Annotated in this window: 14 protein-coding genes; 12 read left to right on the forward strand and 2 right to left on the reverse strand. The window is 35.8% G+C overall.

All coding sequences use genetic code 11. From position 1 onward, the window contains the following. Positions 1 to 28 precede the first annotated feature (28 nt). The 5 genes from ACEN2I_RS04525 (at position 29) to ACEN2I_RS04545 (ending at position 5,790) form a co-directional block, all read left to right on the forward strand. A complete protein-coding gene (locus tag ACEN2I_RS04525) occupies positions 29 to 424 on the forward strand; it encodes a plasmid mobilization protein (RefSeq protein WP_441764921.1) in 396 nt (131 codons plus the stop codon). Further along, positions 409 to 1,713 carry a relaxase/mobilization nuclease domain-containing protein gene (locus tag ACEN2I_RS04530; RefSeq protein WP_441764922.1) on the forward strand — a complete coding sequence of 435 codons (1,305 nt, stop codon included), beginning with the start codon at positions 409 to 411 and terminating at the stop codon, positions 1,711 to 1,713. The genes ACEN2I_RS04525 and ACEN2I_RS04530 overlap by 16 nt, the downstream gene beginning before the upstream one ends. A gap of 17 nt (positions 1,714 to 1,730) precedes the next feature. Beyond that, positions 1,731 to 3,713, forward strand: a complete 1,983-nt coding sequence (mobC, locus tag ACEN2I_RS04535; RefSeq protein ID WP_441764923.1) for a conjugal transfer protein MobC — start codon at positions 1,731 to 1,733, stop codon at positions 3,711 to 3,713. Between the two features lie 18 nt (positions 3,714 to 3,731). After that, positions 3,732 to 4,700, forward strand: a complete 969-nt coding sequence (locus ACEN2I_RS04540) for a PDDEXK nuclease domain-containing protein (protein WP_441764924.1) — start codon at positions 3,732 to 3,734, stop codon at positions 4,698 to 4,700. Positions 4,701 to 4,800: 100 nt separating this feature from the next. Further along, positions 4,801 to 5,790, forward strand: a complete 990-nt coding sequence (locus ACEN2I_RS04545) for a YiiX/YebB-like N1pC/P60 family cysteine hydrolase (protein WP_441764925.1) — start codon at positions 4,801 to 4,803, stop codon at positions 5,788 to 5,790. Between the two features lie 69 nt (positions 5,791 to 5,859). Here the strand turns inward: ACEN2I_RS04545 and ACEN2I_RS04550 are convergent, their stop codons facing one another. Further along, on the reverse strand, positions 5,860 to 10,116 hold the full coding sequence (locus ACEN2I_RS04550) for an NACHT domain-containing protein (protein ID WP_441764926.1): 4,257 nt from the start codon (positions 10,114 to 10,116) through the stop codon (positions 5,860 to 5,862). Positions 10,117 to 10,474: 358 nt separating this feature from the next. Between ACEN2I_RS04550 and ACEN2I_RS04555 the strand changes: the two genes are divergently transcribed. The 7 genes from ACEN2I_RS04555 to ACEN2I_RS04585 all read left to right on the forward strand — a co-directional run bounded on the left by ACEN2I_RS04555 (position 10,475) and on the right by ACEN2I_RS04585 (position 26,141). Continuing rightward, on the forward strand, positions 10,475 to 10,861 hold the full coding sequence (locus tag ACEN2I_RS04555) for a single-stranded DNA-binding protein (protein WP_441764927.1): 387 nt from the start codon (positions 10,475 to 10,477) through the stop codon (positions 10,859 to 10,861). 30 nt (positions 10,862 to 10,891) lie between these two features. Beyond that, positions 10,892 to 11,953 (forward strand): DUF932 domain-containing protein, encoded by a 1,062-nt coding sequence (locus ACEN2I_RS04560; RefSeq protein WP_441764928.1) that lies wholly within the window; start codon positions 10,892 to 10,894, stop codon positions 11,951 to 11,953. 324 nt (positions 11,954 to 12,277) lie between these two features. Continuing rightward, positions 12,278 to 12,979: an outer membrane beta-barrel protein gene (locus ACEN2I_RS04565; protein ID WP_441764929.1), complete on the forward strand. Its 702-nt coding sequence runs from the start codon at positions 12,278 to 12,280 to the stop codon at positions 12,977 to 12,979. 14 nt (positions 12,980 to 12,993) lie between these two features. Further along, positions 12,994 to 13,725, forward strand: coding sequence for an outer membrane beta-barrel protein (locus tag ACEN2I_RS04570; protein WP_441764930.1), 732 nt, complete (start codon positions 12,994 to 12,996; stop codon positions 13,723 to 13,725). A gap of 31 nt (positions 13,726 to 13,756) precedes the next feature. Further along, on the forward strand, positions 13,757 to 15,721 hold the full coding sequence (locus tag ACEN2I_RS04575) for a T9SS type A sorting domain-containing protein (protein ID WP_441764931.1): 1,965 nt from the start codon (positions 13,757 to 13,759) through the stop codon (positions 15,719 to 15,721). Positions 15,722 to 15,762: 41 nt separating this feature from the next. Next, entirely contained in the window at positions 15,763 to 25,584 is a 9,822-nt protein-coding gene (locus ACEN2I_RS04580; RefSeq protein ID WP_441764932.1) for a SpvB/TcaC N-terminal domain-containing protein, read from the forward strand. Continuing rightward, the gene (locus ACEN2I_RS04585) at positions 25,581 to 26,141 is read left to right on the forward strand and encodes a hypothetical protein (RefSeq protein WP_441764933.1); all 561 of its coding nucleotides are present in this window, start codon (positions 25,581 to 25,583) and stop codon (positions 26,139 to 26,141) included. The genes ACEN2I_RS04580 and ACEN2I_RS04585 overlap by 4 nt, the downstream gene beginning before the upstream one ends. 77 nt (positions 26,142 to 26,218) lie before the next feature. On the opposite strand, the gene ACEN2I_RS04590 is transcribed toward ACEN2I_RS04585, so the two are convergent. Further along, positions 26,219 to 26,452: integrase core domain-containing protein (locus ACEN2I_RS04590; RefSeq protein ID WP_441764934.1), on the reverse strand; the 234-nt coding region annotated here is incomplete at its 5' end.

The following is a 26,452-nucleotide window of genomic DNA, read 5'->3' on the forward strand; positions in this document are numbered from 1 at the left end:
AATTTTGAATTAATGAGTAAAAAGAGAGATGATGAAAAGAGAAAATTCAAACAGAACACGCATTGTCGGGTTACGCTTTACACCTGAAGAGTATGCGAAAATTGAGAAAAAATGGAAAGCGAGTACTTGCCGCAAGCTGAGTGATTACATTCGCAGGCACCTATTTGAGAAATCTATAACCACCATTTACAGGAATCAGTCTTTAGATGATATGATCCATGAAATGATGCCGTTGTTCAAGCAATTAAACGGCATTGGAAACAACTTCAATCAGGCCGTAAAAAAACTACATACACTAAATCAAATTCCGGAATTTAAAGTATGGATTATAAGTGCTGAACTGGATAAAAAAAACCTTTTTGACAAGATTGATGAAATCAAAAATTACATCCGGAAAATTTCGGAAAGATGGTTGCGATCATAAAAACAGGATATTCTATCCACAAGGTTTTCTATTACAATGAAAACAAAGTAAAAGAAAATGTGGCAGAGTGTATAGGTGCTGGAAATTATCCGATTGATGTTGATAAAATGGGGCTTACTTTAAAACTGAACCGCTTTTTAAAACAGCTGGAACTAAATGAAAATGTAAAGCGAAACAGTGTACATATTTCGATCAATTTTGATCCTTCAGAAAATCATTCCAAAGAAAAATTAATGGCTATCGCTGGTTCCTATATGGAAAAAATCGGATTTGGCCAGCAGCCTTATCTAGTTTATCAGCATAATGATTCCGGGCATGAACATATCCATCTGGTCTCCATAAATGTTCAAAGAGATGGTACACGTATTGACATGCAAAATATTGGAAAAAATCGATCTGAACCGGCAAGAAAAGAAATCGAAGAAGAGTTTAGGCTTGTTAAGGCGCAAGGGAATAAAAAAAGTCCGGATTTCCAGCTAAAGTCAATCATTTCAGGAAAAATTCAATACGGGCGAAGCGAATCAAAAAAGGCTATTACAAATGTACTGGATCAGGTGCTTTCATCCTATAAATATACCAGCCTTCCGCAGCTCAATGCGGTGCTCAAACAATACAATGTTTTAGCAGACCGGGGCAATGAAGATTCAAGAATGTTTAAAGCAAAAGGATTAATGTACCGGATACTAGATGAAAATGGAAAACCTATTGGAGTTCCCATAAAAGCAAGTCTCTTTTACAACAAGCCAACACTGAAATTTTTAGAAAAAAAATTTGCGTCTAATAATACAAATGAAGTCTCAGATATAAGAAGGGTAAAAAATGCCATTGACATGGCACTTTTCAAAACTCAAATATCGCTCACAGAACTGGTTCTATTACTGCAAAAAGAGGGTATCAACACTGTTTTTAGAAAAAATGCAGAAGGCTTACTTTATGGGATTACCTACGTTGACCATACCACAAAATGTATTTTTAACGGCAGTACACTCGGTAAACAATACAGTGCTAAAGCGATACAGGAACGATGTGCATCCGTTAATACTGACGAGCAGAAAATGACAGGTTCAGTTAGTAAAAAATTACACGAAATCAAATTTGAAACACCGAAATCGGAAATAGTTGCAGCACTGTTTGGTGATGATTTCAGGAATAACAAATACGTAGGATCCAACACTATAATGGGTCAATTAGCAGAGATGCTCACCCAAGCGGAACAAACAGCTAATTATCTTCCATACGAGCTGAGAAACAAAAAGAAAAAAAGAAGAGGACAGTCCAATAATCGATAAAAATTTACATTATGGCTATGCAGACAGGAGAAAACGAACAGGCGCTGAGAAAGATCTTGGATATGACAAGACTTATCAGCATCATTATTTTAGTAATCCATTTTTATTATTACTGCTATGCTGCCTTTCAGCAGTGGCATCTGGTCAGCGGGTTTAGTGATAAAATAATGGGTAATATTTACCATACCGGATTATTCAGTAATTTTCATAAATCTAAACTCTTTGTACTGGGATTTTTAATCATTTCTTTAATTGGTGCAAAAGGGCGAAAAGATGAAAAGCTCAATTACAAAACAGCTTTTGCTTACATCATTACTGGCATTCTTGTATACTTTATAAGTTATCTTTTATTATACCTGAAAATAGAATTAATGCTGGCTGCAATTGCCTACATGATCCTAACTTCCTGTGGTTTTCTTCTGATGCTTTCAGGTGGCACATTATTATCGCGTATTATAAAGAACAGGCTCAACAGTAAAGATGTCTTTAATAAAGAAAATGAAACTTTTCCTCAGGAAGAAAGATTCCTGGATAATGAATATTCCATCAACCTTCCAGCCCGATATCACTTAAAGGACAAGGTAAGGGACAGTTGGATAAATATTATTAATCCCTTTCGGGGACTCTTGGTTTCCGGTACTCCCGGAGCCGGAAAATCTTATTTCGTTATACGTCATGTGATTACCCAGCACATTCGTAAAAAATTTACCATGTTTGTCTATGATTTCAAGTTTGATGACCTGACCAGAATTGTCTATAATACCTGGCTTAAATACAAACACCTCTATCCAAAATTACCTCAGTTTTATGTCATTAATTTTGATGACCTAACCCGGACCAACCGGTGTAATCCGTTAGAGCCGTCAGGTATGAGTGACATTACGGATGCTTCAGAATCTGCGCGCACTATTTTGCTCGGACTCAATAGGGAATGGATCAAAAGACAGGGTGATTTTTTTGTGGAATCTCCGATTAATTTTCTCTCGGCCATAATATGGTATTTACGAAAATACAAAGACGGCGAATTCTGTACACTTCCCCATGTAATTGAACTCATGCAGGAAGATTACGATAGTCTCTTTACCCTGCTTAGAACTGAGAAAGAAATCGAGGTACTCATTAATCCCTTTGTGAATGCCTATTTAAATAACGTAATGGACCAATTGGAGGGTCAAATTGCGTCGGCAAAAATTGCCATGGCCCGTCTTTCCTCTCCACAATTATATTATGTTTTATCAGGTAGCGATTTCACATTGGATATCAATAATCCTGCAGATCCCAAGATCGTTTGTATGGGGAATAATCCGCAAAAAATCCAAATATATGGAGCAGTGTTGTCACTTTATGTAAACCGATTGGTTAAACAAGTGAACCAAAAAAACAAGCAGAAAAGCAGCCTGATATTCGACGAATTTCCAACTATTTATCTCAACAATATGGATAGTTTAATTGCTACTGCCAGAAGTAATAAAGTAGCAACTTGTCTGGGCATTCAGGATTTTAGCCAGTTGCGTAAAGATTATGGACGAGAACAGGCTGATGTGATTATGAATATTGTTGGAAACGTTGTCAGCGGACAGGTTACAGGTGATACAGCTAAACAATTATCGGAGCGTTTTGGAAAAATTATGCAGGACAGGGAAAGCCTTTCCATTAATAGCGGAGATACTTCTATAAGCCGGTCCAAACAATTGGAATCCGCAGTGCCGCCATCCAAAATTTCTGGACTTAGTTCCGGCGAATTCGTAGGTATGGTAGCGGATGACCCTGATTGTAAAATAGAACTTAAAACCTTTCATTCTGAAATAATAAATGACCATGAAGCATTAAAAAAAGAACAGGATGGTTATCTCGATATTCCTATCATTCGAAAAGTCGATAATTCAATGGTACAGCGCAATTATCTGCAGATAAAAAAGGACATCAAGGATATCATTTATGCTGAAAAAGAAAGATTGTTAAATGATCCTGAATTGAAAAATTTAGTGATTAAGAAATAAACAATTAAACTCAGAATAATGATACAGCAGCAATTTATCGATATTATTCAATTAATAAAACAATCCAGATCAAATGCTATTGCAGCTGTTAACACTGAAATGATTAATCTGTACTGGAATATTGGGCAGTACATTCACAATCGTATAGAAACAGCACAGTGGGGAAAATCAGTAGTAAAAGAACTGGCTGATTTTTTACAGAAAAGCGAACCTGATTTAAAAGGATTTTCGGATGCCAATCTTTGGCGTATGAGGCAGTTTTATGAAATCTATAAAGATACACCAAAACTCGCACCACTGGTGCGAGAGATTAACTGGTCCAATAACCTGATTATCTTTTCAAGATGCAAAACAGTAGAAGAACGTGAGTTTTATCTAGGCTTTTCAAAAAGAGAAAAGTATAGTAAACGAGAACTGGAACGCCAAATTTCCTCAAGCCTTTTTGAAAGAACAATGATTGGAAATTCAAAACTCGCACCACTGGTGCGAGAAATACATACTGATATCAATAATACTTTCAAAGACAGTGATATTTTTGATTTTTTAAATCTTTCTGAATCCTATAGTGAAAACGAATTACAGCAGGGATTGATTAAGCAAATGAAAAATTTTATTTTAGAATTAGGCAAAGATTTTATCTTCATCGACCAAGAGTATAAACTGCAAGTAGGGAACAGTGACTTTTATATTGACCTTTTGTTTTACCACAGGGGATTGCAATGTTTAGTTGCTTTCGAATTAAAAGCCGATAAGTTTAAACCAGAACATTTGGGACAATTAAATTTTTATCTGGAAGCATTAGATCGTGAAGTTAAGAAGCCAAATGAAAATCCAAGTATTGGAATATTGTTATGTACTGATAAAGATAGTAAGGTTGTTGAATATGCACTTAATAGAAGCCTATCTTCTACTATGGTTGCAGAATATAAAATCCAGCTTCCAGACAAACAACTGCTAAAGCAAAAAATGCAAGAATTATTGAAATAGAAATAAATTAAATATATTAGCGATGCTATTTCACGAAGATAAAATTGATTTGATCTGAATTTCCAGGTTCAATTTAGTAAATGAATTAAAAAAGAATGTCATGTATGTATTAGACCATACCAAATTAATTACCGGGGATATTATTCTTATCCGAACATGGGATAAAACCTGTGTATTTATTAGAAAAGAATCTAATAGTAACTATTCTCATGCCCTTGTATATATGGGCGATATGAGCTGCTTGGAGTCAAACGCACTTGGAGTTGCGTCGCAAAACCTTCAAAGGTTAGGCTTTAAAAATATTGATGACGCAAAAGTTTTGAGATTAGATGATTTTGCTGACATAAAAAAATTGAGAACAGGAATAAATTTAGGCAGGTGTAAAGTCGGAACCAGTTATGCGTCTCGACATGAAGTAGAGAGATCAAATTTGGATACCGCCGAGAATGCCATGGAAAGCAATAGGCAATTCTGTACGAGATTTGTTGCCCAAATCTATTCAGATTCAGGAATAAATATAGTTTCTAATCCAGATTACTGCTCTCCAAAGGATGTCGAGGAATCAGATATTTTATTTGAAGTGATAGATGTATTACGACCTGCTTCGCCAGAAGAATGGGAATTAACACAGGAAGAAGATAATATAACCGTTTTACAGAGAGATGCCGGTTATATTTTTTTAAATGTAATTCGTACTATTACAAAAGAAGATATTCAAAGCTTTGATCAGGTCGAGGAATATTTGATTAAGAATCCAGATTATGATGAAGAATTCAATAATGAACTTATAAAATCTGAATATCTAAATTTGGGCGACCTTGAAAAAAATGGGAACCCCTCTGTTTATGATTTAGATTTATTTCTCAAGACTTACCATGAGATTTATGCTCTGGAATTGTCACAACAGCAATATTATGATGAATTAAATCGTATTCAAAATTTTAAGGCAGCTGCAGATAAGTATAATAAAATTTTCTTGAATACGAATTGTAAATATTTCGAGTCTATGATGAAATGTTATTTAAGACAAGTGCAGCTGGCAACAGAAAGAATGGCGGTTTGGACTGGTACCCTAAACCTATTCAAATGACATTTTAAGTTTTTTATTAGTCTCAGGTCGCGGTTCAAATTGGTTAGTTATCAAAGCAAAATGCTCTTATTAAATAAACAAGTATCTATTGTCATCTAATATTTTTAAGACTTGTGCTATTTTATAAGGCTTTGATTTGTGACTGTAAAGTAACTCATGGATGTCGCTTTTTAGTTTATTCAAATAGAATAGATCCATATTCTTTGCTTTAAGTATCCCAGTGTCTATAATGTTGAGCAGTTCTAAGGCTTTAATGCAGGTAGTTTCATCGTTTGCTTTACAGATGTTGCTAATGGTTTCAAAACACACTCTTAAAGGCGAATAATGATCGCCAAATAAATCTTCTGTTTTTGGAACTGAGAGGCATATATCAAATGTAGAAACCAGTATTTCTAATGCACTTGGATGGGTGAAATTCAACCATTCCTGGTTTCTAAAAGAAAATTCTCCTGCTTTATTATTAGCAATCTGATCCTTTATTATTTCGTTATATTTTATAAAACCATTCTCGTAATTTAAACTTATCAGCTTTCTTACAATTTCTTTTTCTGTATAAATATCATCAGCCAGTAAACTTGAGGATTTGTTAATTAAAAAATCTCTGGCGATGTCCTGCCGGTCTGCTTTTGTTAAAAGGGACACAATGGAATCATATAAAGATCGATTAGTTTCTCTGTTATTTTCTAGATTATAATTCAAAAGCTCTTTTAGGGTTTCCAAATCCCTGCTAAAGAAATTTTCTATTATTTCTCGTGCATAATAGTACCGCCCATCCTCTAGAAAAGTATATATTTTGGATTTTAAATCGAGATTTAACTTTTGAATGTCAATTTTATTTTCCTGGAGGTATTTTAAATGGTTACAATAATTTACTGGTGTAAGCGTTCCATTTAACAAGTTGTATATAATGCGTTCTTTAATTTTTTCAACAGGGACAAAAGCTTCCATATATTCTGTTGTAATGCCTTTCTCCAGAGAATTAAACCAGATCATGTTTAAAAGCAGCTCATTGTCAAAGTTAAATTGGAAAAACTTTTGGAATTTATAAATAGCTTCAAATACATAATATTTGTAGCTGGGTTCATTGTTCCCGGTAAAAAGGTGATTTGAGTAATATTCTTTAACTAAAGGAGTGTTTTCATCACACCAGTCTTTAATGAATTGTTTTTGTTTATCACAGATTTCAATTTTTTTATTTTTTTTATCTACTGGTAGGCTGTTTAATATATCGTGCATTATATTGGGCTTTGCTTCCAATATTTCTTTGTGGACTTTAGCTATATTTAACTTTTCCTTTCCAGAGTAATTGTCTCTCAGGATTTCATACAAAAGTTGTTTTGCATTACCGGTAACGCTTTTCTGAAGTTCAAAATCATTGTAATATTTATGATAGAATTTATCAAGATCTTCAAAGTTTAATTCTGTTTTACCAAGGTATTCATAAAGGATTGAAATTTGAGTTGCAATTTCGTTATTGTCAAACAAGACATTAAAATTCTTTTGATCTTTTGTTCGCCAATGTTCGCTCCTTATATCTAGTTCTTCCTGACTGCATTTCTCCTGAAAAATGTAAGGGTTTCGGGACTCAATATACTTTTCAAACTCTTTACTTAAATCAAAATTTCTATGGCTTAGTACATTTCTAAATTGATGCAGGAATTCTTCATTTACGCTGCCCGAAATGTATCTCTGCAGAACTTTTTCAAAATCATCTGCATTGATAATTGCCGCTAAAAAATGTCTGTCGCAGGAGTTTCCGCTAACGGATTCAATTATTGTATCAAATAGAGGCGTTTCAAGACCACAGGCTTCAGCAACATCTAACAGCAGATCATCATCGTAATGATTTGCTTTATCGTTTATGACTGCATTTGAAATAATTCTAATTAAATCCGGATGAAATTGTCTATTCAGTCTGAAAAATCCTTTTACATGAGCTGAAAACTCTTTTATCAAACTTTCTTTAAACGAATGGTTTTTCTGCCTTTCTATGGAATATTCATAAATTTTCAGTAGTACAGATCCGTTCTCAATCTTAGTAAACAAGCTGAATATATCGTCCTTGGTTGATGTAATGGAACCATATTTTGCTTGTGATTTCCATTTTTTGATCGCAATTGTTTTGTCTAATATTTCTAAAAAGTAATCAATATTTTCAATTGTTGATGCTACGGGCACACTCGATAGGATTGCACGGATAATTTCTTTTTCATCTCTGTTTTCAAGCAGTTCGATGATTTGATTAAAAAAAACAGAATCTTCATTAAGGCCTAGGCTCTTTGTAAGCATAATGGCATCCTCCACAAGATATATGTAATTTTCCTCTGTAGAATTGTTTTCCCTGATGATTTCCAGAACTATTGTTTTTATCTGCTCAAAATATACCGGCGGGACATTCATGTAGGACAGAAGTTTTAAAGCGGACATTCTGGCTCTTCTATGACGATCTTTACTCCTTATTTCAGAAATAAGGAATCCAATATTGGCCTCGCATTCACTAAATAATGCAATGCTTTTTAAGTCGTTAATCCAAAGGTTGTCTTCTATGCAGTTTTTGGTAAAAAAGTTTTCCAAAACCTTAGATTTTATTTGGTCTGTAATCCTGTCTGAATCCGCATTAAAAAGCAATTCAAAATCATGTTTAAGCAGCCAACCAATCAAGGAATCGTATAAACTTTTCTTTGAAAAAATAAGATTCAACAGAAAGGTAACAACATTATGCCATGTTGGGTGAACTTTATTTGTCTCTGCATCAATTTTAATTATTTCAATAATTTCATCAAAATCCAAATCAGACAAAATACTGGCAACAAAATATTCTTGAATATTTTTAAGCACAAAGCTCCAGTTGTCAGCCATATTTTCTTCCAGAAAAGAGTTTTTAGCAAGACTTATTTCATCCACCTGAGCCACTCTTTTAATTTCACCGGCAGTTAAAAATGGTTTCTGCATAGCTTCTAATGCAAAAGCTATTTTTTTGGTGTAGCTTAAAATTCTGTCTTTATCAAATATGGTGTCATTGCTGAATTTATTCATTCTGTCATCATTTAATCTTGAGTTGACAAATTCCTGAATTAGCAAGGCCTTGTTAGTCAGCAGCACTTTGTGGATTTCATAATAGCTTCCTATTAAATCAAGATAAAAAGGATTTTCTAAAATTTCCCTGTTTTTAGAGTAGTCAAAAGTTCTGTGATCTTCTAAATCTAAATGATATTTAGATTTAAGAAATTCTATTCCACTGGAAACACTGACCTCATTTAAAAAGTATATATCCAGATCATTGATGTTTTTTATATATTTTTTGTAAATATTTGTTCGGCAGCTAATTATAAGCGAGAGACTTTTATTATCAAATAATCCGTTGTTCTCAGCGATAAAACTTCTCAGCTTGCTGCTGAAGTCTGTAATGTTTTCAATTTCATCAACACCATCAAAAATTACAGCAAGCTTTGGAATTAACTTGAAATTTGCCGGTAGAAAATCTTCTATTTGAGAGGAAATTGTGAAATTCTTTAATGTTTTAAAGAAAGGGATTATGTTTCCCGTTTCTCTGGTATTCCAAAGTTCAACAGCTAACTGTTTTAATTCTGAAGTTTTGCCGTATCCCGGATTACCTAACAAAACAATGCCCTTTTTACTTTTTTCCAGTTCAGAGAGCAAAGTTTTCTGATTTGAAATTGGCATATAAAATTCATGCTCCCTTTTTTGGTTTTCCCTTAAACTCCTCTTAATATGATATTTGTCAATTTCAATATTTTCGATATACTTTTCCTTGTCCGACTCATCAACGACAATCTTTTGCAAATTTTTGTCCGAGAAAATAAACTTGTCAAATTGGTTTAAAACATCTTCTCTTTCTTCTTCATTCAAAATAGGGGCATCAATGCTGTATACTTGTCTAAAGATTTCAGGATATAGCGCAAAGTACTTTTCAACATCAGTATCCGGACTTAAAAAGGCAACCTTAAATTGCGCATTGGCAAGGCTTTCCAAAAAAGGTTTATTTCTGGTTTCCTCAAAAATATTACTGAATTTTCTACGGGGTGATATAAAAAGCGCCAGATCAATTTTATCATGGGTAGATGCAAGTTGAGGCAGCTTAATCATCGCATCTGTATAATTCAGCTCTGTGGTATAATCTTTACATTCACTATAAATGGATCTGCTCAGGTATCTATTATCAACAATGTCAACTAGGTTGTCATATCCATCTTGTGAGCCTGATAACTGGACTCTTTTGCGTACAACAGCAAACTGTAATTCCTTAAAAATTTTTTCAAGAAAATCCATAGCTAGGATTTCTAAATCTCCTCCTTTTTTTGACATAAAAAACAAATTCTAAATGAAATACAAATATAGTATAAGAAGAAGCAAAAATATGATGAGGTTTTTTTAAGTATATGCTTTCCGATTGCGTCGTTTGATTACATATAAAGTTAAAATTTTCACTTAAAGCTTTCACTCGAAACGGACTAAAAGGGCAGCTAAGATAGTGACTTAAGCATGCCCCGTGCGCATAATGGCGTCGCTCCCCTTGCCACCCTTCGGGACTTATAGCACTTACCCATCCTTAAGCCACTGGCATCTTGCTTTCTTTTTTCCCGTTTTTTCGTTTTGAAAACATTTTTTGTGGGAGCAGGATTAGAGAGAAAGTAAACAATAGTAATCTTTAAATTTTAAAATTATGGAAATCACAGGACGATTAACAGCAGATGCATCAGTTCAAAAAGTGAACAATGACAAACAAGTGGTCAATTTCAGTATTGCCATCAACGACAATTACAAACCTAAAGAAAGTACCGAAGTAAAGGAAGTAACAACCTATATCAATTGCTCTTATTGGTTAAATACTGCTACAGCACAGTGGCTTAAAAAAGGAACTCTTGTACAGCTCTTTGGGCGTATTGGCATGAATGTCTACAATAACAGCCAAGGTGTAGCGGTGGGCAGTTTGACCTTTCACACCAACAATATTAAAATTTTGGTTTTTCCCAAAAAAGCAGAAACTGATACAGCCAATTCAACAGTAAAGGAAAAGAAATCAAAAAAAGCACAGGACGTACCTTTTTAATAATAGAGTAATCATTTAAAATTTAGCATCATGGCACACAATATAAATTACAACGAGCAGTCAGGAAAACACAGTTTTTTCAGCACGAAGCAAACAGTATGGCACAATTTAGGGCAGGTTATTACCGATTACCCAACAAGCGCCGAAGCAATTAAGCACGCAGGTTTAGACTATCAAGTAGAAAAACGTACACTATTTACCCCCAGTTCAGACGAAATTATTTTGGATAATGAAAGAATGCACAATAAAATAGAAGTCCCGAATTATTTCAGTACGGTTCGCACCGATAACGATGCCGTATTGGGCGTAGTTGGTAAAGATTACCAAATTGTACAAAATAAGGATGCCTTTTCTTTTTTTGACAGTATCGTAGGCGGTGACGGTATCCTATACGAAACCGCAGGAGCACTCGGAAAAGGAGAACGCATTTTTATAACAGCTAAACTTCCTGATTATATCAGGGTTGGCAATGATGATTTGATTGAAAAATATCTTTTCCTTACCACTTCCCATGACGGAAGCGGAAGCATAACTGCGGCATTCACGCCCATAAGAATCGTATGCAACAATACGCTGAATGCCGCTATGAACAACAAGACCAATACGGTGCGTATTCGTCATACTTCTAATGCTAAACAGCGTTTGGAACAGGCACACAAAGTGATGGGTATATCCGATATGTTATCGACACAAATGGAATCCATTTTTAACCATTGGACAAAAATCAGAATCACGGACAATGAAGTAAAAAAACTAATACAGTCTGCCCTTGTTCCAAATAAGGAAGTGCATAAAACCATACAAGATGGTAAGGAAGAGGAACTTTCTACTTGCTTTACAAATATGGTGGATAATGCATTTGAATATGCCATGAGCAACCCGACACAATTGATGGATTCCACAAAAGGAACTGTCTTTGGGGCGTACAATGCAGTCACAGGATATTTTCAGAACGTGAGAAATTACAAAGATGAAGAGGCTAAATTAACTTCCCTTTTGATGAGGGGTACAGGGCAAATCCGTACACAATCGGCTTTTAACCTTTGTGTGGATTTTGCCAGTAAAGGCTCAGATACCTTGATTTTCAATTAGCTAATCAGGACAGGCATAATCTGCCTGTCCTTTTAAACCCTGAAAACATGATACAAATAGAAGAAAAAATGGAGAGAATATTGAAGTTCTAAATTTAGCAGAGGCAATAAAAAAAGCAGACTACTCATTACGCAATCGCAATATAGCTAATGATGTTTGTGTATTTTAGTATTTTTATTTTCAAACATCTTTAGTAATCGACAAACACGTCTATAAGCTTTAGATAGATGTTAGTTCCGTATCAGCGATTTTAAATTGTCTTTTGTCGATTTTTTAAAGATAAAAATCAGAAATTAATACATATATTCGCAAAAATTTTCGTGAATGAAAGTACTATTACACTTATTAATATCTTGTTCTTTTTTTAACGCTGTAACCTACGCACAAAATGAGACCAATATCACCTACGGATTAAAACTCGGAGGAATTTATTCCAAAATCAGTAATTTACCTGAAAGCATTAAAGGCAGGGATAACACTTTTGATAATAGTGTTATGGAAAGCAAAGGGGGCTACGGAATCGAAGGCGGCTTCTTTTTAAACTGTAAACTTTACGATACACGTGTTGCGATTCAACCAGAACTTTTATTCAGGCAGTCATCTCAAACTGTCAATTATCACGATACTACAGGCAAGGAATTTGAATTAGGATTAAAATATTCCTATTTGCAGATTGGGGCATTATATAAAGTTTATCCCTACGAAGGTTTAAATTTAGGGGTTGGTGCCTTCTACGGCATCAGTTTATCTCCCAACAATATTACGTATCAATCTAACGAAGCTGGCGGAATGTATGATGTTGCCACCAGACAGTTCTATCAGGACGGTCTTGACGGCGCAGACGATTTCGCGCTATGCTTTGCATTAGGTTATGAATTGCACGAAAGTATTCACTTTGATTTACGCTATTATTTAGGGGTAAAAGATGTGGTAAAAAGTAATGCATCTTCTTTTCAGTTTATCGAAAATCAAAACAAAAGCGGAGTATTTAGTTTTTCGTTAGGCTACAGTTTTCATCAATGGTAATTTCAATAAAAAACATGAAAAAAATTATTTTGCTACTACTTTTAGTGAGCACAAAATCGCTGTTTGCACAAGGGAACAGAGAAATCACGTATGGCCTTTTTGGAGGCGGTATTTATTCAAAAATGTCAAATCTTCCCGATGTGATAGTTCCAAAAGGAGTTTATGAAGGCTATACGTTAAAAGAAGAAGGCAAATTTGGCGGAACGGCAGGTTTAGTAATCAATTGGAAATATCCGTATGCAAATGTTGCAATCCAGACTGAAATCTCCTATTCAGGTCAAAGTACTGATTTAAATTATGATGACATCAAAGGATTAAAATACAAGATGACTTTTGGCTACAGCTATATCAACATTGGTGCACAGTTCAAATATTATCCGGTTGAAGGATTTTATATAGGCGCAGGACCATATGTTGGGTTTAATATTGCCAGTGATAATATCAAATATACCTCGAATGCCCAGGAAATATTTGCCGATTCAGGTACTTACTTTGAACCGGATGCCAATGTGCAAAAAGTACTGAAAGAATCATTGACCGGGAAGAATTATTTCTACGGAATGTTGTCTGCAGGATATGAATTCAGTTCTAACTTATCTATTGGGGCAAGATACACTTTAGGTCTTACAGATGCTTTGACAACGGAAGAAAACGGGCACCGCTACAGCGAAAATAAAAACAAAATCAATAGTATTTCCTTGATTATTGGTTACTCATTTGACTTTGATGATCTGGCTAATTTCTAAAGGTCGATTTCATTTTAAAACATAGAGAATTATGTATAGAAAGATTTTTTCAGCATCGGTTTTTATAACGTTATTGGCAGGTAACTTAATTTTCTCCCAGCAAAAAGTACTGCCTGGAGCTGTTGAAGATCCCACTTTCTGGATTAAAACCCGAAACAACGCAGAAGCTTATTATTGGGAAAACCTGATGAAAAAAGAAGGCAAAATATCAGCAAAAAAGCATACCGGAGCCCCTTTTAATTTTAATCCGAGTATTGTTTTTGATTCGGCTCAGGATTCGCTGATCTTGCCTTTGGGCACAGAGAGTAAAAGACGCCAGACCTTATTTATGGTTTACAAAGTAAAAGACAGTTTGAAAGAACAATTTTTATGGACGATAAACGATCCCCAAAAAATGCTTACAGTTGCAACCAATAAACGTTTGGTTGATCTAAAAAAATATTCTTACAAATCCTATCAGGAAAAAATTAAACCTCATAAAGCCAACATTCATTTTTTTCAACAGAATGTAACGGATAGTGTTGCAAAGTTATCGTCATTAACGATTGGGCAAAAGTCTAAATTTGAGAAATTACCACCGGAAGAGTTTAAAGGAAATATAAGTGAAATCTTGGTTTACAACAGAGTTTTATCTGGCAAAGAAACCCAAAAAGTAGCGAGCTACCTCGGAATCAAATACGGTATTTCACTTTCGCAATTTGAAAGCAAAAACTACCTCAACAGTAAGGGAGAAACCATTTGGGATATCGACAAGCATAAAGGTTTTGATTCCTCTATTACCGGTGTTGGAAGAGATGATGCCAGCGGATTGCTGCAGTTGAAGAGCAGTAACATGATTGAAGAAGGATTGTTGACCATGGAACTCAAAAGCAAATCCAATATAATACCAAACAATTACTTTACTTTCTGGAGCGATAACGGAAAAAATCTATTAGTCAAAAAACAGGAACAGGGAGAACCAATTGGTATTGCAAGACAATGGCAGTTAGATTTTGCTAACCCTACTGATCTTAGTCTTGACTGGTCTTTAAATCCCAATTTTATAAAAGGGACTTTACCCAAAGACACCTATTACTGGCTGTTGGTTGATTATTCAGGAAAAGGAACCTATGACGAAAACAATTCCGAATATGTTCGTTTGGCAAGCACGTCAACTACAGAAAAATTGGTTCTAAAAGATTTTGACTGGAACAAGCAGAAAAGCGGAACAACAAAATTTACGATAAAAGTCGCACCTGAAATGTTCAGCAGGGTCTGGATAACGGAAGCCACTTGTGGCGTATCAGGGTCCGGGCAGTTAAATTATAGTATTGAAGGCGGCGAAGCTCCTTTTACCGTTACCGTTAAAAAAGAAGGAAGCGCTGATGTGGTAAAACAGTGGAATCAGGCCGCGAAAAGTACTACGGGAGTCCAGCTTTCTTCTGGAACTTATGATTATATTGTTCGGGATGGTAAAGGAAATTTATATACGGAAACCGTTTTTGTAGCTGATAAAGAGGGAACATTTCCGAATTTAAAATCAGATTATTTATTGACGGGTGGAAATGCCATAACACTTGATGCAAGTGCAGGTTTACCAACCGGAAATTATGAATACCAATGGTTTTATGAAGGAGATTTTATAGACAATAATCCTAAAATTCTGGTAGATCAGCAAGGTAATTACGAACTACGATTGATAAATGGTCAGGAATGTAAAACGGCGACCAAAATTGCCATCGCTACTGATGGAAAAGAAATTACCAATTCGAGTGTCATTATTTTATATCCTAATCCAACTACAGACGGTCATTTTTCCGTTGCGATGCAATATCCACACAAAACAGATATAACTATTAGTGTTTACGCCCTCACAGGAGCTCTTATAAAACAAAAGCACCTTACTCAAATAGAAACTTATTTGTATGAGGATACGATCAATAGTCCATCTGGAATGTATCTGGTTACTGTAGCTTCAGAATTTGGTACAAAAACTTTTAAAGTTATTGTGAAATAATTTAAACATAAACGATTCCCCATAATCGATTAACCTGCTTTATGAAAAATAAAATTATAATACTGGTGTTTTTAATAGGTACATTTTTGTTTGCCGCAAATTTTGGACCGTACAAAATAGCTTATTTATTCGCTGAAAGCACTTCTGAAAAACAATCGGATGTTGTAGCAACGGATTCGATTAGTATTGTTAAAAACGAAACTAAAAACACGAAATCATTTTCGGCAGATATTGCAGAAGGAATTATTGGTGTTGCCGATGCTTCTGATGTGGATGATGCTTATGATAACGTTTTTCATCTTACAGTAGATGCTTTACCTGATAATGGAGAAAGCGCTTATTTAGAATACGAATTATACGGATACGATCAGGCAGCTTCGATTTCAAGAAGTTTAAACAACCAGCCCAGTATAGGAGGACAATTTTTATCTCAAAATAAAAACTGGACCAAACAATCAGAACTGCTTTCTGAAAAATCTTTGCGCACCGGAGATAACGTTTTGTTATTTACCGCTCCTGAAGGTATTTCGAATTCATATCGAATCAAAAATGTTAGAATTGTTTATAAATCGGCACTTCCTTCAACCGACTTTACGTTATTGAAATCAGAAAATAAACTGTACATCAAAGGGACAAATTTTCCGTCTCAGATAAAAAAAATGACAATTGGAGGCATTGCAATTGATGTAAACCAGCCTGAATTTGAATTGATTTTTGATACAGCCGCCATCGGTAATTCTATTGTTGTGACTAAAGAAACTTCAGCCGGAATTATAACCAATGAAAAATTAGAGGTAGGGCATTTTTCTAAAGTTGACCGTTTCAGACCGATAGAAAATGCAAAAGAGCGCATATTCAAAACCATTCATTTTGAAAGTGAAAACAAATTAGCTTACAAGGAATTCTCTGCTGTTTTTCCAGTTGGAGCCTTAAAAAATAACATTTCTGTTTCTGTAAGCGGACTGAGAAAAATAGACATTGCACCATTAAATTCAGCAATGGTCAATGTTACGGGAACAAATGCAGGATTCCGATTATTACCTCACGGAACTATCTTTGAAAAAGCCGTAACCTTATCACTGCCCTACGATAAAAAAACAATTCCCGAAGGATATACCGAAAAAGACATCAATGTATTTTATTTTGATGAGAATAAGAGACTATGGCAGGAAGTAACCAAAGATTCATTGGACATTAAACAAGGAATCATTAAAGCGAAAACGACACACTTTACTGATTTCATTGCCGGAATCATCAAGATGCCCGAATCTCCGGAAACTTCAGGTTATACCCCTACAAGCATCAAAGATCTAAAAGCCGCAAGTCCGCTGGTTGGTATACAATCTATAGCACCCCCTTCAGCAAATGGAAGAGGAACAATGAGTACAGGGTTTTCTATCGTGATTCCAAACGGACGTGGCGGTATGCAGCCTTCATTGAACCTTCAATATGACTCTGACGGCGGACACAGCTGGGCCGGAATGGGCTGGGATATTTCTACCCCGGCAGTAAGTATTGAAACACGATGGGGAGCACCGCGATATGATGCATCTTATGAAACTGAAAGTTATTCAATTGCTGGAGAGGCATTAATACCAAATTCCCACAGAGCAGCCTGGATCGGAAGAACCTCTGATAAACAATTTTATCCTAGACGCGAATGTGCTTTTCAGCAGATCATCCGTAAAGGATCTTCTCCTAAAAACTACTATTGGGTCGTAAAAGACAAAAGCGGTGTTGTGAGTTATTATGGAGGAAATGCCTTAGGGCTTTCAACTGCAGGGATTTTGCAGGATGCCAACGGGAATATCGGGCATTGGGCGCTTTGTCTTCAGGTTGATTTAAAAGGAAATACTGTCGAATACGAATACGATAAGAAAGACGGAGAGCTTTATCTTAAGAAAGTATATTACACCGGTTTTGGCAGTACAAAAGGAAATTACACTGTCACTTTTGTAAAAAATGCTGATTTAGGCGAAGCCAACCGCCCCGACGTTCAGGTATCGGCCCGACTAGGTTTTAGACAACTCAACAATCAGTTACTGCGAAAAATTGAAGTGCGCTACAAAGATGAAATGGTGCGGAGCTATGAGCTGAATTATAAAGAAGGCGCTTTCAAGAAAACGTTGCTTAAATCGATCTCTGAGTATGATTCGAAATCTAAATTATTTTATACCAACACACTCGATTATTTTGATGATGTTCGTGATACATCTGGTAAATATAATCCTTTTGGGCCGGAGATAAATTGGACTGTACCGGGAGATAATCTGGTCAATACCGCTATTCCTTCGATCAATGATATTTTATTTTCGGGACATCACTCCTTGGTTAGCAGTTCAGAAGGATCGAATGTTGGGATCAATTATCGTATTGGAGTTGGATTTGCCGGTCAGACCGGCAATCTGAAACCTTTTACAGTTGGAGGTCATGGTGGAAATGGATGGGGAACATCAGATACAGCCGTACTCATGGAAGATCTTGATGGAGATGGTCTGCCTGACAAGATATTTAAAAATAAAAACGGGGTTTTTTACCGAAAAAATCTATCTGCAACAGGTCAGAATTCTTTCGGGGAAATGCAGGAAATCAACATTAGTGATCTTGGATATTCTAAGTCAACATCATTCAGTTGGGGAGTCGATTTAAACCTGAAATTTGGAAATATCGGATACGATCAGCAGCGTTCTACCAGTAAAACAAAAATCTATTTTATGGATTTTAACGGTGACGGACTAATCGATTATGTTCGCAACGGACAGGTTTATTACAACAGATTGGTAAATGGGGTTCCAACTTTTAAAAACAGCAGTTCAGGAACACCATCGCCGGTTGCAGGAGGTGGAAATGTAACCATTTCCGGAACAACAACACTTTCGATCGAAGAAATAGAAAAACAAAATCCCCTGCATGATGTTGTGCGTATGTGGGAAGCTCCTGTAAAAGGAATAATTTCAGTTTCACACGAATATCAATTAGTTGCAGCAACTACTGTTGAACAAATTAAGGCACGTGCAGAATACGTAAATAATGCAGGAGATGACAAAGCAGATGGTGTACGCTTATATTTTCAAAAAGGAACGCAACTTTTATGGGATGAGGCAATTGGCGCAACAGATTACACCACTAAAACGAAACAAAATAATGCTATTTCAGTAGAAAAGGGAGAACGTTTATATTTCAGGGTCAGTGCTGTAAAAGATGGAAATTTTGATACCGTTATTTGGGATCCGGTTATTACGTATTCTCAGGTAAAACAGTTCGACAGAGCTCTTAATAACAATATATTTTCAAGCGATTTTAATGTTCCGGCAGCTTTAAAAGATGCCAATTTATATTCGTTATCAACCTATAAAGCAAGTAATGATTTTTTTAGCAGTAACAACACATCAAAAGTAATTCCGGTAGCAGGAACAGTTTCCTTTAAAGGAATCTTAAATAAACCCGTTACATCGGATCATATTCGACTGGTAATTACCAAAACCTATTTGGGACAAACAAATCCACCGGTAATTGTCTACCAAAAAAACTTTTTGGCAAATGATGTCGCTACTTTTGATTTGGCATCTGTAAGCCTGCCTGCTTTTGAAGCAGATACGCAGGTAACATTGTCCTTAGAAACAGATACCAATATCAATTGGCAGACCATTTCATTTGCGCCAACTGTTACCGTTCCTTCTTATCCGGGTACACCAACAGAAGAGGTTCCTATGGAAGTATATCATTTATTGTATAATAAAAGAGAAGGCAATTATATTATACCGGGTGTTACTTCAACAGTGAGCGGAAAAGTGAAACTGAATATACTGCCTCAGGATTTGGTTTTGGCAACCTCTTTTCCTCCGGGGCCACTTAATAAATACAACGGAGAAGTTATCCTTTCGGCAAAGCAGAATAATATCCTATTGGCACGTAAACGATATCAGCTTACAGCAGGAACCTTGGTTGAAGTTCTCAATGCTTTTGACAATGCAGTAGTTTATCCCGATGCAGCAGCAGGAATACCGATTCAGTTAGAAACTACGGTTTCAAATCCGCTGAGTGTAGATATTCTTAGAAATTATCCAAAAGCAAATGCACTGAATATTCAGGTTCAGGTAACAGATCTAAAAGACCTGACCGATCTTACCGATGATGTGATTTGGAACGCTGCCACAGATAATTTTGCAATTTATAGCCTTTTTAATCCTGATGAAAGAACCTTGGGGTTGTATTATAGAAATTGGGGTGGATTTGTAATTAACGGAAATCTGGCTACAAACACCATAGATCAAACTAAACTAAAACAATCAGATGCCTATGCGACAGAACCGGATGTAAACAATACCGATCCGGACAGTTATGACGGCAAAGGATATGAAGTTTCTGATAGTTATTTTGTATCCTTAAATCCATCTTACACAAAAGCAAAATGGGAAGGTCTGGAAGAAACGATTTATATGCAAGGAGCAGTAATAGGAACTTCCAGACTTGGAGAAGACGATATTGCTGATTATACTGATTTTTCTTTACCAACATTAAATGGAGGAAGCACATCGGCACTGGACATGATTAGCGAAAGTAAAAGTAAAAGTATCGCCGCCGGACTGAGTGCCGGTCCTGCTAATATGGGATACAGTAAATCTATTGATGGAGATTCAAATGTAACCCAGACCATGGGAGATTTTAATGGAGACCGATTTCCAGATTATATTAGGGGAAGTAACGTGCAATTGACAAAACCAATAGGAAGTATTTCTGATGAAGTAATTAATTTAGGTGATAATTTTAGTCACGCCGAAACAACATCAGAAGGCCCAAGTTATGGTGGAGGTTACAGTCACGGTACCGCTAAGAGTGCTGGAACCCTTGTAATAGGAAAAGAAGCCGCAAACAGGATCGCGGCACAATCTGCAGCAGATAAAGAAGCAGCAAAAGCATCGGATAAACTGTCTGTCAATGCCTCTCAGGGTTATGGCACGGATAAATCAAAAATGATCCATGCTGATATTAACGGTGACGGATTACCGGATAAAATTACCGATAATGGAACGGTCTTATTAAATACTGGATATGGTTTCTTAACAGCTGAAAACTGGAATAACAATGGACTTAATGCAGGAACTTCTACCGACTGGAGTTTAGGATTGGGTTACAATTTTAATGCAGGCTCTATTACAGCCGGAGCCAATTATGCCCGTTCAACATCCAATGGCGATAAGTCCTTTATGGACATTAATGGTGACGGACTTCCAGATAAAATTGAGTATGTACAGGGAAAAATGATTGTAGCTCTAAACTTAGGAGGGTCGTTTGATACACCTATTACTTATCCTACTTATTCTGAAATGAACCAGAATAAAAGTGTGAGTTATGGTTTTAATGTCGGTTACTCGTATGATATACCTATTTGGCTGCTACGCCTTACACCATCATTAGGAGCCAGTAAAGGATGGAGTACGTCACGTTCCGAAGCTACTTTTATGGACATTGACGCAGATGGAAATACCGATTATGTTATCTCTACCGACGAAGATAATTTGAAAGTCCGCCTGTCTAACATCAAAAGAACCAACAAGCTAAAAAGTGTTACCAACGGCGCTGGAAACAGCTATGTAGTAGATTACGAATTAACCAAACCAAGTTACGAAAATCCTTCAGCCAAATGGGTTCTGCAATCTGTAGATATTTTTGACGGACATACTGGCGATGGTATAGATCATTCAATTGCCAAATTCAGATACGAAGATGGTTACCAGGACCGTCGTGAAAGAGAATTTTATGGTTTCGCAAAAGTAATTCAGGAACAAATTGATGCAGCTGATAACTCGGTTTTCTCAACAACGGTTCAGGAATTTTACAATAGCGATTATTTCCGTAAAAATTTGTTGAAGCATAGTTACACGTTGGATAAAAACAACAAGATGCGTCAGGAGTCAGAGAATGAGTATAGTTTTATTGACGTAGCGACTCAGGCAAGTGTACCGGTATCAGACCTGAATTTACCTTCGTGCGATGCCAAACGTATTTTTATAGGTTTGGTACACTCCAATCAAAAAATGTATGAAGGCGGAAGTGATTATCTGGAAACCAATACTTTTAATAAATATGATGCAAACGGAAATATCATTCAATATGAAGATTTAGGCAATGGTTCAGCTGTTGGCAAGGTAACGGCAAAAATCAGTTATTACGAAAGCACAACACCTTATTACGGCGGAATTCCGAAACAACTGGAAATTTATACTACGGATGGACTTCGCCGCAAAAGGGCTACAACAATTAATACCAAGACAGCAGAAGTTACCCAAATTAAAAATTACGCAGCTGCGGATAAAATTGCACTTACGGATATTGCGTATGATACTTACGGAAACCTTCAAAAAATAACAGGGCCGGAAAATCATAAAAAACAGCGTATGACCCTGGAATATACTTATGACACAGGCAATCATCAATATATGACCGAAATAAAAGATGCTTTTGGCTACCAGAATAAAATGGAATATGATTACCGTTTTGGCACGCCATTAAAAACCACAGACCGTAACGATCAAAGCACAATATATTCGCTGGATAGCAAAGGGCGAGTGGCCACAATCAAAGCACCTTACGAAATTGCCTCGGGAAAACCCTATACGATTGCTTACGAATATTTTCCGGAGGCCAAAGTGCCGTATGCCAAAACTAGAAACTATGATCCTGAATTGGATAAAGATATTGAAATTTACTCTTATAATGACGGATTAGATAGATCGTTGCAAGTAAAAAAAACTGCCAGTTTGTTCACACAAGCAGGCAATCCAGATAAGGATGCATTAATTGTTTCAGGTAAAATTATTTATGATGGTTTAGGTCGTCAAATAGCTAATTATCAGCCAACCATTACCAATAGCATAGATAATGATTTTAGTACAGTCATTGCAAATGCATCACCTACCATAACAGAGTATGACGAAGGAAGTCGAGCAGTTAAAATAACTCTACCAGACAGAACTACTAACTTTACAGAATATACAATAGATACTTATGAGGGAATAACTGTATTAAGTACGGTCAAGAAAGACGCTCTGAATAAAATTACTCAAACTTTTACGGATGCCACAGGCCAAAATGTAGCTATTATTCAAAATGATCTAGTTGTAAAATATGAAACTAATGCATTAGGCGAAATGATAAAAGTAACCGACGCTATGGGGCAAGTTACGAAAAGCAGTTACGATTGGTTAGGCAGACGAATTGAGTTTACACATCCTGATGCAGGAACAACAACCATGCAATATGATTTGGCAGGTAACTTAACTAGTCGAATTACGCAAGACATTAAAAATACAGTACCAAACGATGGTGCAATACAATGCGAATACAATTATAACCGATTAGAAAGCATAAAGTACCCGAAGAATCCACAAAATAATATACAGTACAATTATGGTAAGTCCGATGGAACAGCATCGCGCCGGGGCAGATTGTGGTTTGTGCAGGATGCCAGCGGTGGACAGGAATTTTTCTATGGAAAATTAGGCGAGATCGAAAAAGAAATCCGCACCCTTCGTATTACGCCAACCGATATTCAAACCTATATTTCGCAATATGAGTACGATACCTGGAACCGTCTCCAAAAAATAACTTATCCTGATGGGGAGGTTGTTGAATATACCTATAATCGTGCTGGTAAGTTGTATAGTATGAAAGGTAAAAAAGAAAATCATACTTATGATTATATTAAACAATTAGGATATGATGAGTTCGAGCAACGCAAATATTTGAAGTACGGAAATGATACCGAAATGTATTACACTTACGATCCTGTTATGAGGAGATTGCAGCAATTGCAATTGCAAAGCGTTTCGAGACAAGTCATGAACAATGCTTACGGGTACGATTCAGTAGGGAATGTTTTAAGTATAAAAAATACGGCACCAATTGTAAACAATACATTAGGAGGAACCTCTGCACATGAATACCAATACGATGATTTCTACCGTTTAAAATCGGCAAAAGCATCTTATCAGGGCGAGTTTACCAAAGCCAGTTATGAGCTCAATATGAGCTATAACAAAATGCATAATATTACCAAAAAAGATTTGGTGCATACGGTTAACAACGAACAGAAAGGCTATGCGTTGGATTATAATTATGACAACGAACTGCATCCTAACGCACCAAACAAAATTGCCGAAGCAGGAAAAACCGAACCACGGGAATATGTATATGACGGCAACGGAAACCCAACCAGCTATACGGAAGAAAAGAGTTTCAGAAAAATGACATGGGACGAAGAAAACCGTTTAATGGGAATTAACGACAATGGAAGAATCCATCAGTTTACATACGATGCAGCAGGCGAACGAGTTATTAAAAGTTCAGGCGATTCTCAGAATGTTGCCATTAATGGACAGACCGCAGCAACCATTGTACATACCGATGATTACACCGGGTATGTTTCGCCTTACTTTGTGATTAGTAAAGGAAAGTTTACCAAACATTATTTCGAAGGTGCAGGAAGGATTGTAAGCAAGTTAGGAAACGGATCATTTGCCCAGCCCTTAAAATTGACTGCAGGAGGAGTAAATTACGGCAAACTCACTGCCGAGCAGCAAAAAGCTTTGGACAATTATGTGAAAGGTTTAGGAGTTCCTCCTGGACCACCAACACAACAAGGAATTTATGCAACACCTGAGTTTACAGGTGATCCTTACCCAAGTGAAGCACTTAAACCTGTTGAAGAAAATCAGGAACCGCCAGAAGGCTGGCCAAGAAATCCAATATTCAATGCACCGGGTGATGTCCCGGGACCACCGGTACAATTTGGACCACCCGTTGAACCAGAGACTGTAAAGTCAGGAGAAGGATTTACCGGAATTGGATTGCCGGAGAATGATATTTTTTACTTTCACCCTGATCATTTAGGAAGTACTTCGTATATTACAGCTAAAAACGGTTCTATTTCACAGCATGTGGAGTACATAGCTTTTGGGGAGGTTTTGTTTGAAGAGCATTCCAGCTCGTTTTCTTCGCCGTATCTTTTCAACGGAAAAGAGTTAGATCGGGAGACTAATTTGAGCTATTATGGGGCAAGGTATTTGGATATGAAGACTAGTTTGTGGTTAAACGTTGATCCACTTGCAACAAATAATCCAATATTTGAGAAAGAGTTTTATTTTGACGGAGATCATAATGGTGGGATTTTTAATTCTGGAAATTTGTCAAATTATAATTATTGTTATCAAAATCCTATTAAATTTGTTGATCCTAATGGAAAGCAATCATGGGCATACGCAATATTAGGATTTATTGAAGCAGATATACTTGTACCAGAACCAACTGATGCAGCATGGCCAAAATGGGTAGGTTATGGCGTAGCATCTGCTGTTGCAGGAGTTGCAATCGGATTAACAGCTCGCGAAATCTCAGATTCAAAAGATACTTCAGTTACTATTCCTAGGGCTATTACAAAGCCTAAGGAGGAATCTGAAAATACAGTTAATTTCTACAGACAGATGTCGAAGGAGGAATATGCGCAAACAGGAGGCTATCTAATGGATAGCAATAAATCTGGCGAAGCTAAAGGTGGTCACGTAAGAAAGGACTTAAAATATATAAAGGATGCTAATTTTCTAAAAAAGAAAGCAGCAAATGAAATATTGGTAAAATATACATTAGATGCAAAAGCCGCCCTTACTTTGGAAGCAACACCGTTTCAAACTACAGCTGGCCCAAGTAATGATAATACTGTATTTAATAAAGCCCGTAAAGCAGGATTTTGGTATAAGAAATTTGAAGGAAATAGAGATACAAATGGAACTTATGGTTTTCCAGGAAAATCTACAACAATTTTTAATAGTGCATTAGTTAAACCCCCTGAAATAGTTAAAGAATGATGATATTTACAAAAGATTATATATCTGATATTAAGAGTTTAAATGAATTAGAAGTGTTAAATACGAAATCTAGAGAATTTCTTATTGAGAAAGTAAACGCAGGATTTGAAGAAATTGTTACTAAAAATACAAATATAGGAGGGAGTTTAGAAAGCTTATTCGTAGAATCTTTAAAAGCTTTTAAAAGTTATGATGTAAATGTTTGTTTTACACATTTAGATTTCCTGATATGGTACTGTGAAGAACATAATATTGATAAAATTTTGAATATTGAATTTAATTATGAAGTAATAAACTTTTATGATTATTTAAAATCTATCAGTATGATAAGTTTTTTTCATATTGCTAGAGTAATAACATTTATGAATGATTCTTTTTTAGGAGAAGATTTATTTAAGAAAATTATTTATGATTTAAATGAATCACTTGATTTTTCTCAGTTAGATGGAACATCAATAGAATATTTTAAAATGTATATGGAAGAACTCTTGTTGGAAAGTAAAACATTTAAGGTCTGGCTAGAGTCAAATATCAAATTATGTGAATTTCTAAAGTAGTGTTTCTAGTAGTGTTTCAGATTAGGTGTTTTTATAAATTGGACTTGCAACAAAAAGTCGGACAAATTTTCTAAGACCTATGCTACACTTTCTATTTTATAAAATTCTAGTTCCATTTCTTTAGGTGTTTTATATCCCAAAGAAGAATGCAGACGTTTTCTATTATACCATACTTCTATATATTCAAAGACTGCTAATTTAGCTTCTTCAATGGTTGTGAATTTATGCTGATAGATAAGTTCTGCTTTAAGGGTCTTGAAAAAACTTTCAGCTACAGCATTATCCCAACAATTAGCTTTTCTACTCATACT

It is taken from the genome of Flavobacterium sp. W22_SRS_FK3, from assembly GCF_052113665.1.
Lineage (GTDB): Bacteria > Bacteroidota > Bacteroidia > Flavobacteriales > Flavobacteriaceae > Flavobacterium.

Excerpts from the sequence above, each read along its gene's own strand:
- ACEN2I_RS04525 (WP_441764921.1), top strand. The coding sequence starts at position 29 with ATGATGAAAAGAGAAAATTCAAACAGAACACGCATTGTCGGGTTACGC.
- ACEN2I_RS04530 (WP_441764922.1), top strand. The coding sequence starts at position 409 with ATGGTTGCGATCATAAAAACAGGATATTCTATCCACAAGGTTTTCTAT.
- mobC (WP_441764923.1), top strand. The coding sequence starts at position 1,731 with ATGCAGACAGGAGAAAACGAACAGGCGCTGAGAAAGATCTTGGATATG.
- ACEN2I_RS04540 (WP_441764924.1), top strand. The coding sequence starts at position 3,732 with ATGATACAGCAGCAATTTATCGATATTATTCAATTAATAAAACAATCC.
- ACEN2I_RS04545 (WP_441764925.1), top strand. The coding sequence starts at position 4,801 with ATGTATGTATTAGACCATACCAAATTAATTACCGGGGATATTATTCTT.
- ACEN2I_RS04550 (WP_441764926.1), bottom strand. The coding sequence starts at position 10,116 with ATGTCAAAAAAAGGAGGAGATTTAGAAATCCTAGCTATGGATTTTCTT.
- ACEN2I_RS04555 (WP_441764927.1), top strand. The coding sequence starts at position 10,475 with ATGGAAATCACAGGACGATTAACAGCAGATGCATCAGTTCAAAAAGTG.
- ACEN2I_RS04560 (WP_441764928.1), top strand. The coding sequence starts at position 10,892 with ATGGCACACAATATAAATTACAACGAGCAGTCAGGAAAACACAGTTTT.
- ACEN2I_RS04565 (WP_441764929.1), top strand. The coding sequence starts at position 12,278 with ATGAAAGTACTATTACACTTATTAATATCTTGTTCTTTTTTTAACGCT.
- ACEN2I_RS04570 (WP_441764930.1), top strand. The coding sequence starts at position 12,994 with ATGAAAAAAATTATTTTGCTACTACTTTTAGTGAGCACAAAATCGCTG.
- ACEN2I_RS04575 (WP_441764931.1), top strand. The coding sequence starts at position 13,757 with ATGTATAGAAAGATTTTTTCAGCATCGGTTTTTATAACGTTATTGGCA.
- ACEN2I_RS04580 (WP_441764932.1), top strand. The coding sequence starts at position 15,763 with ATGAAAAATAAAATTATAATACTGGTGTTTTTAATAGGTACATTTTTG.
- ACEN2I_RS04585 (WP_441764933.1), top strand. The coding sequence starts at position 25,581 with ATGATGATATTTACAAAAGATTATATATCTGATATTAAGAGTTTAAAT.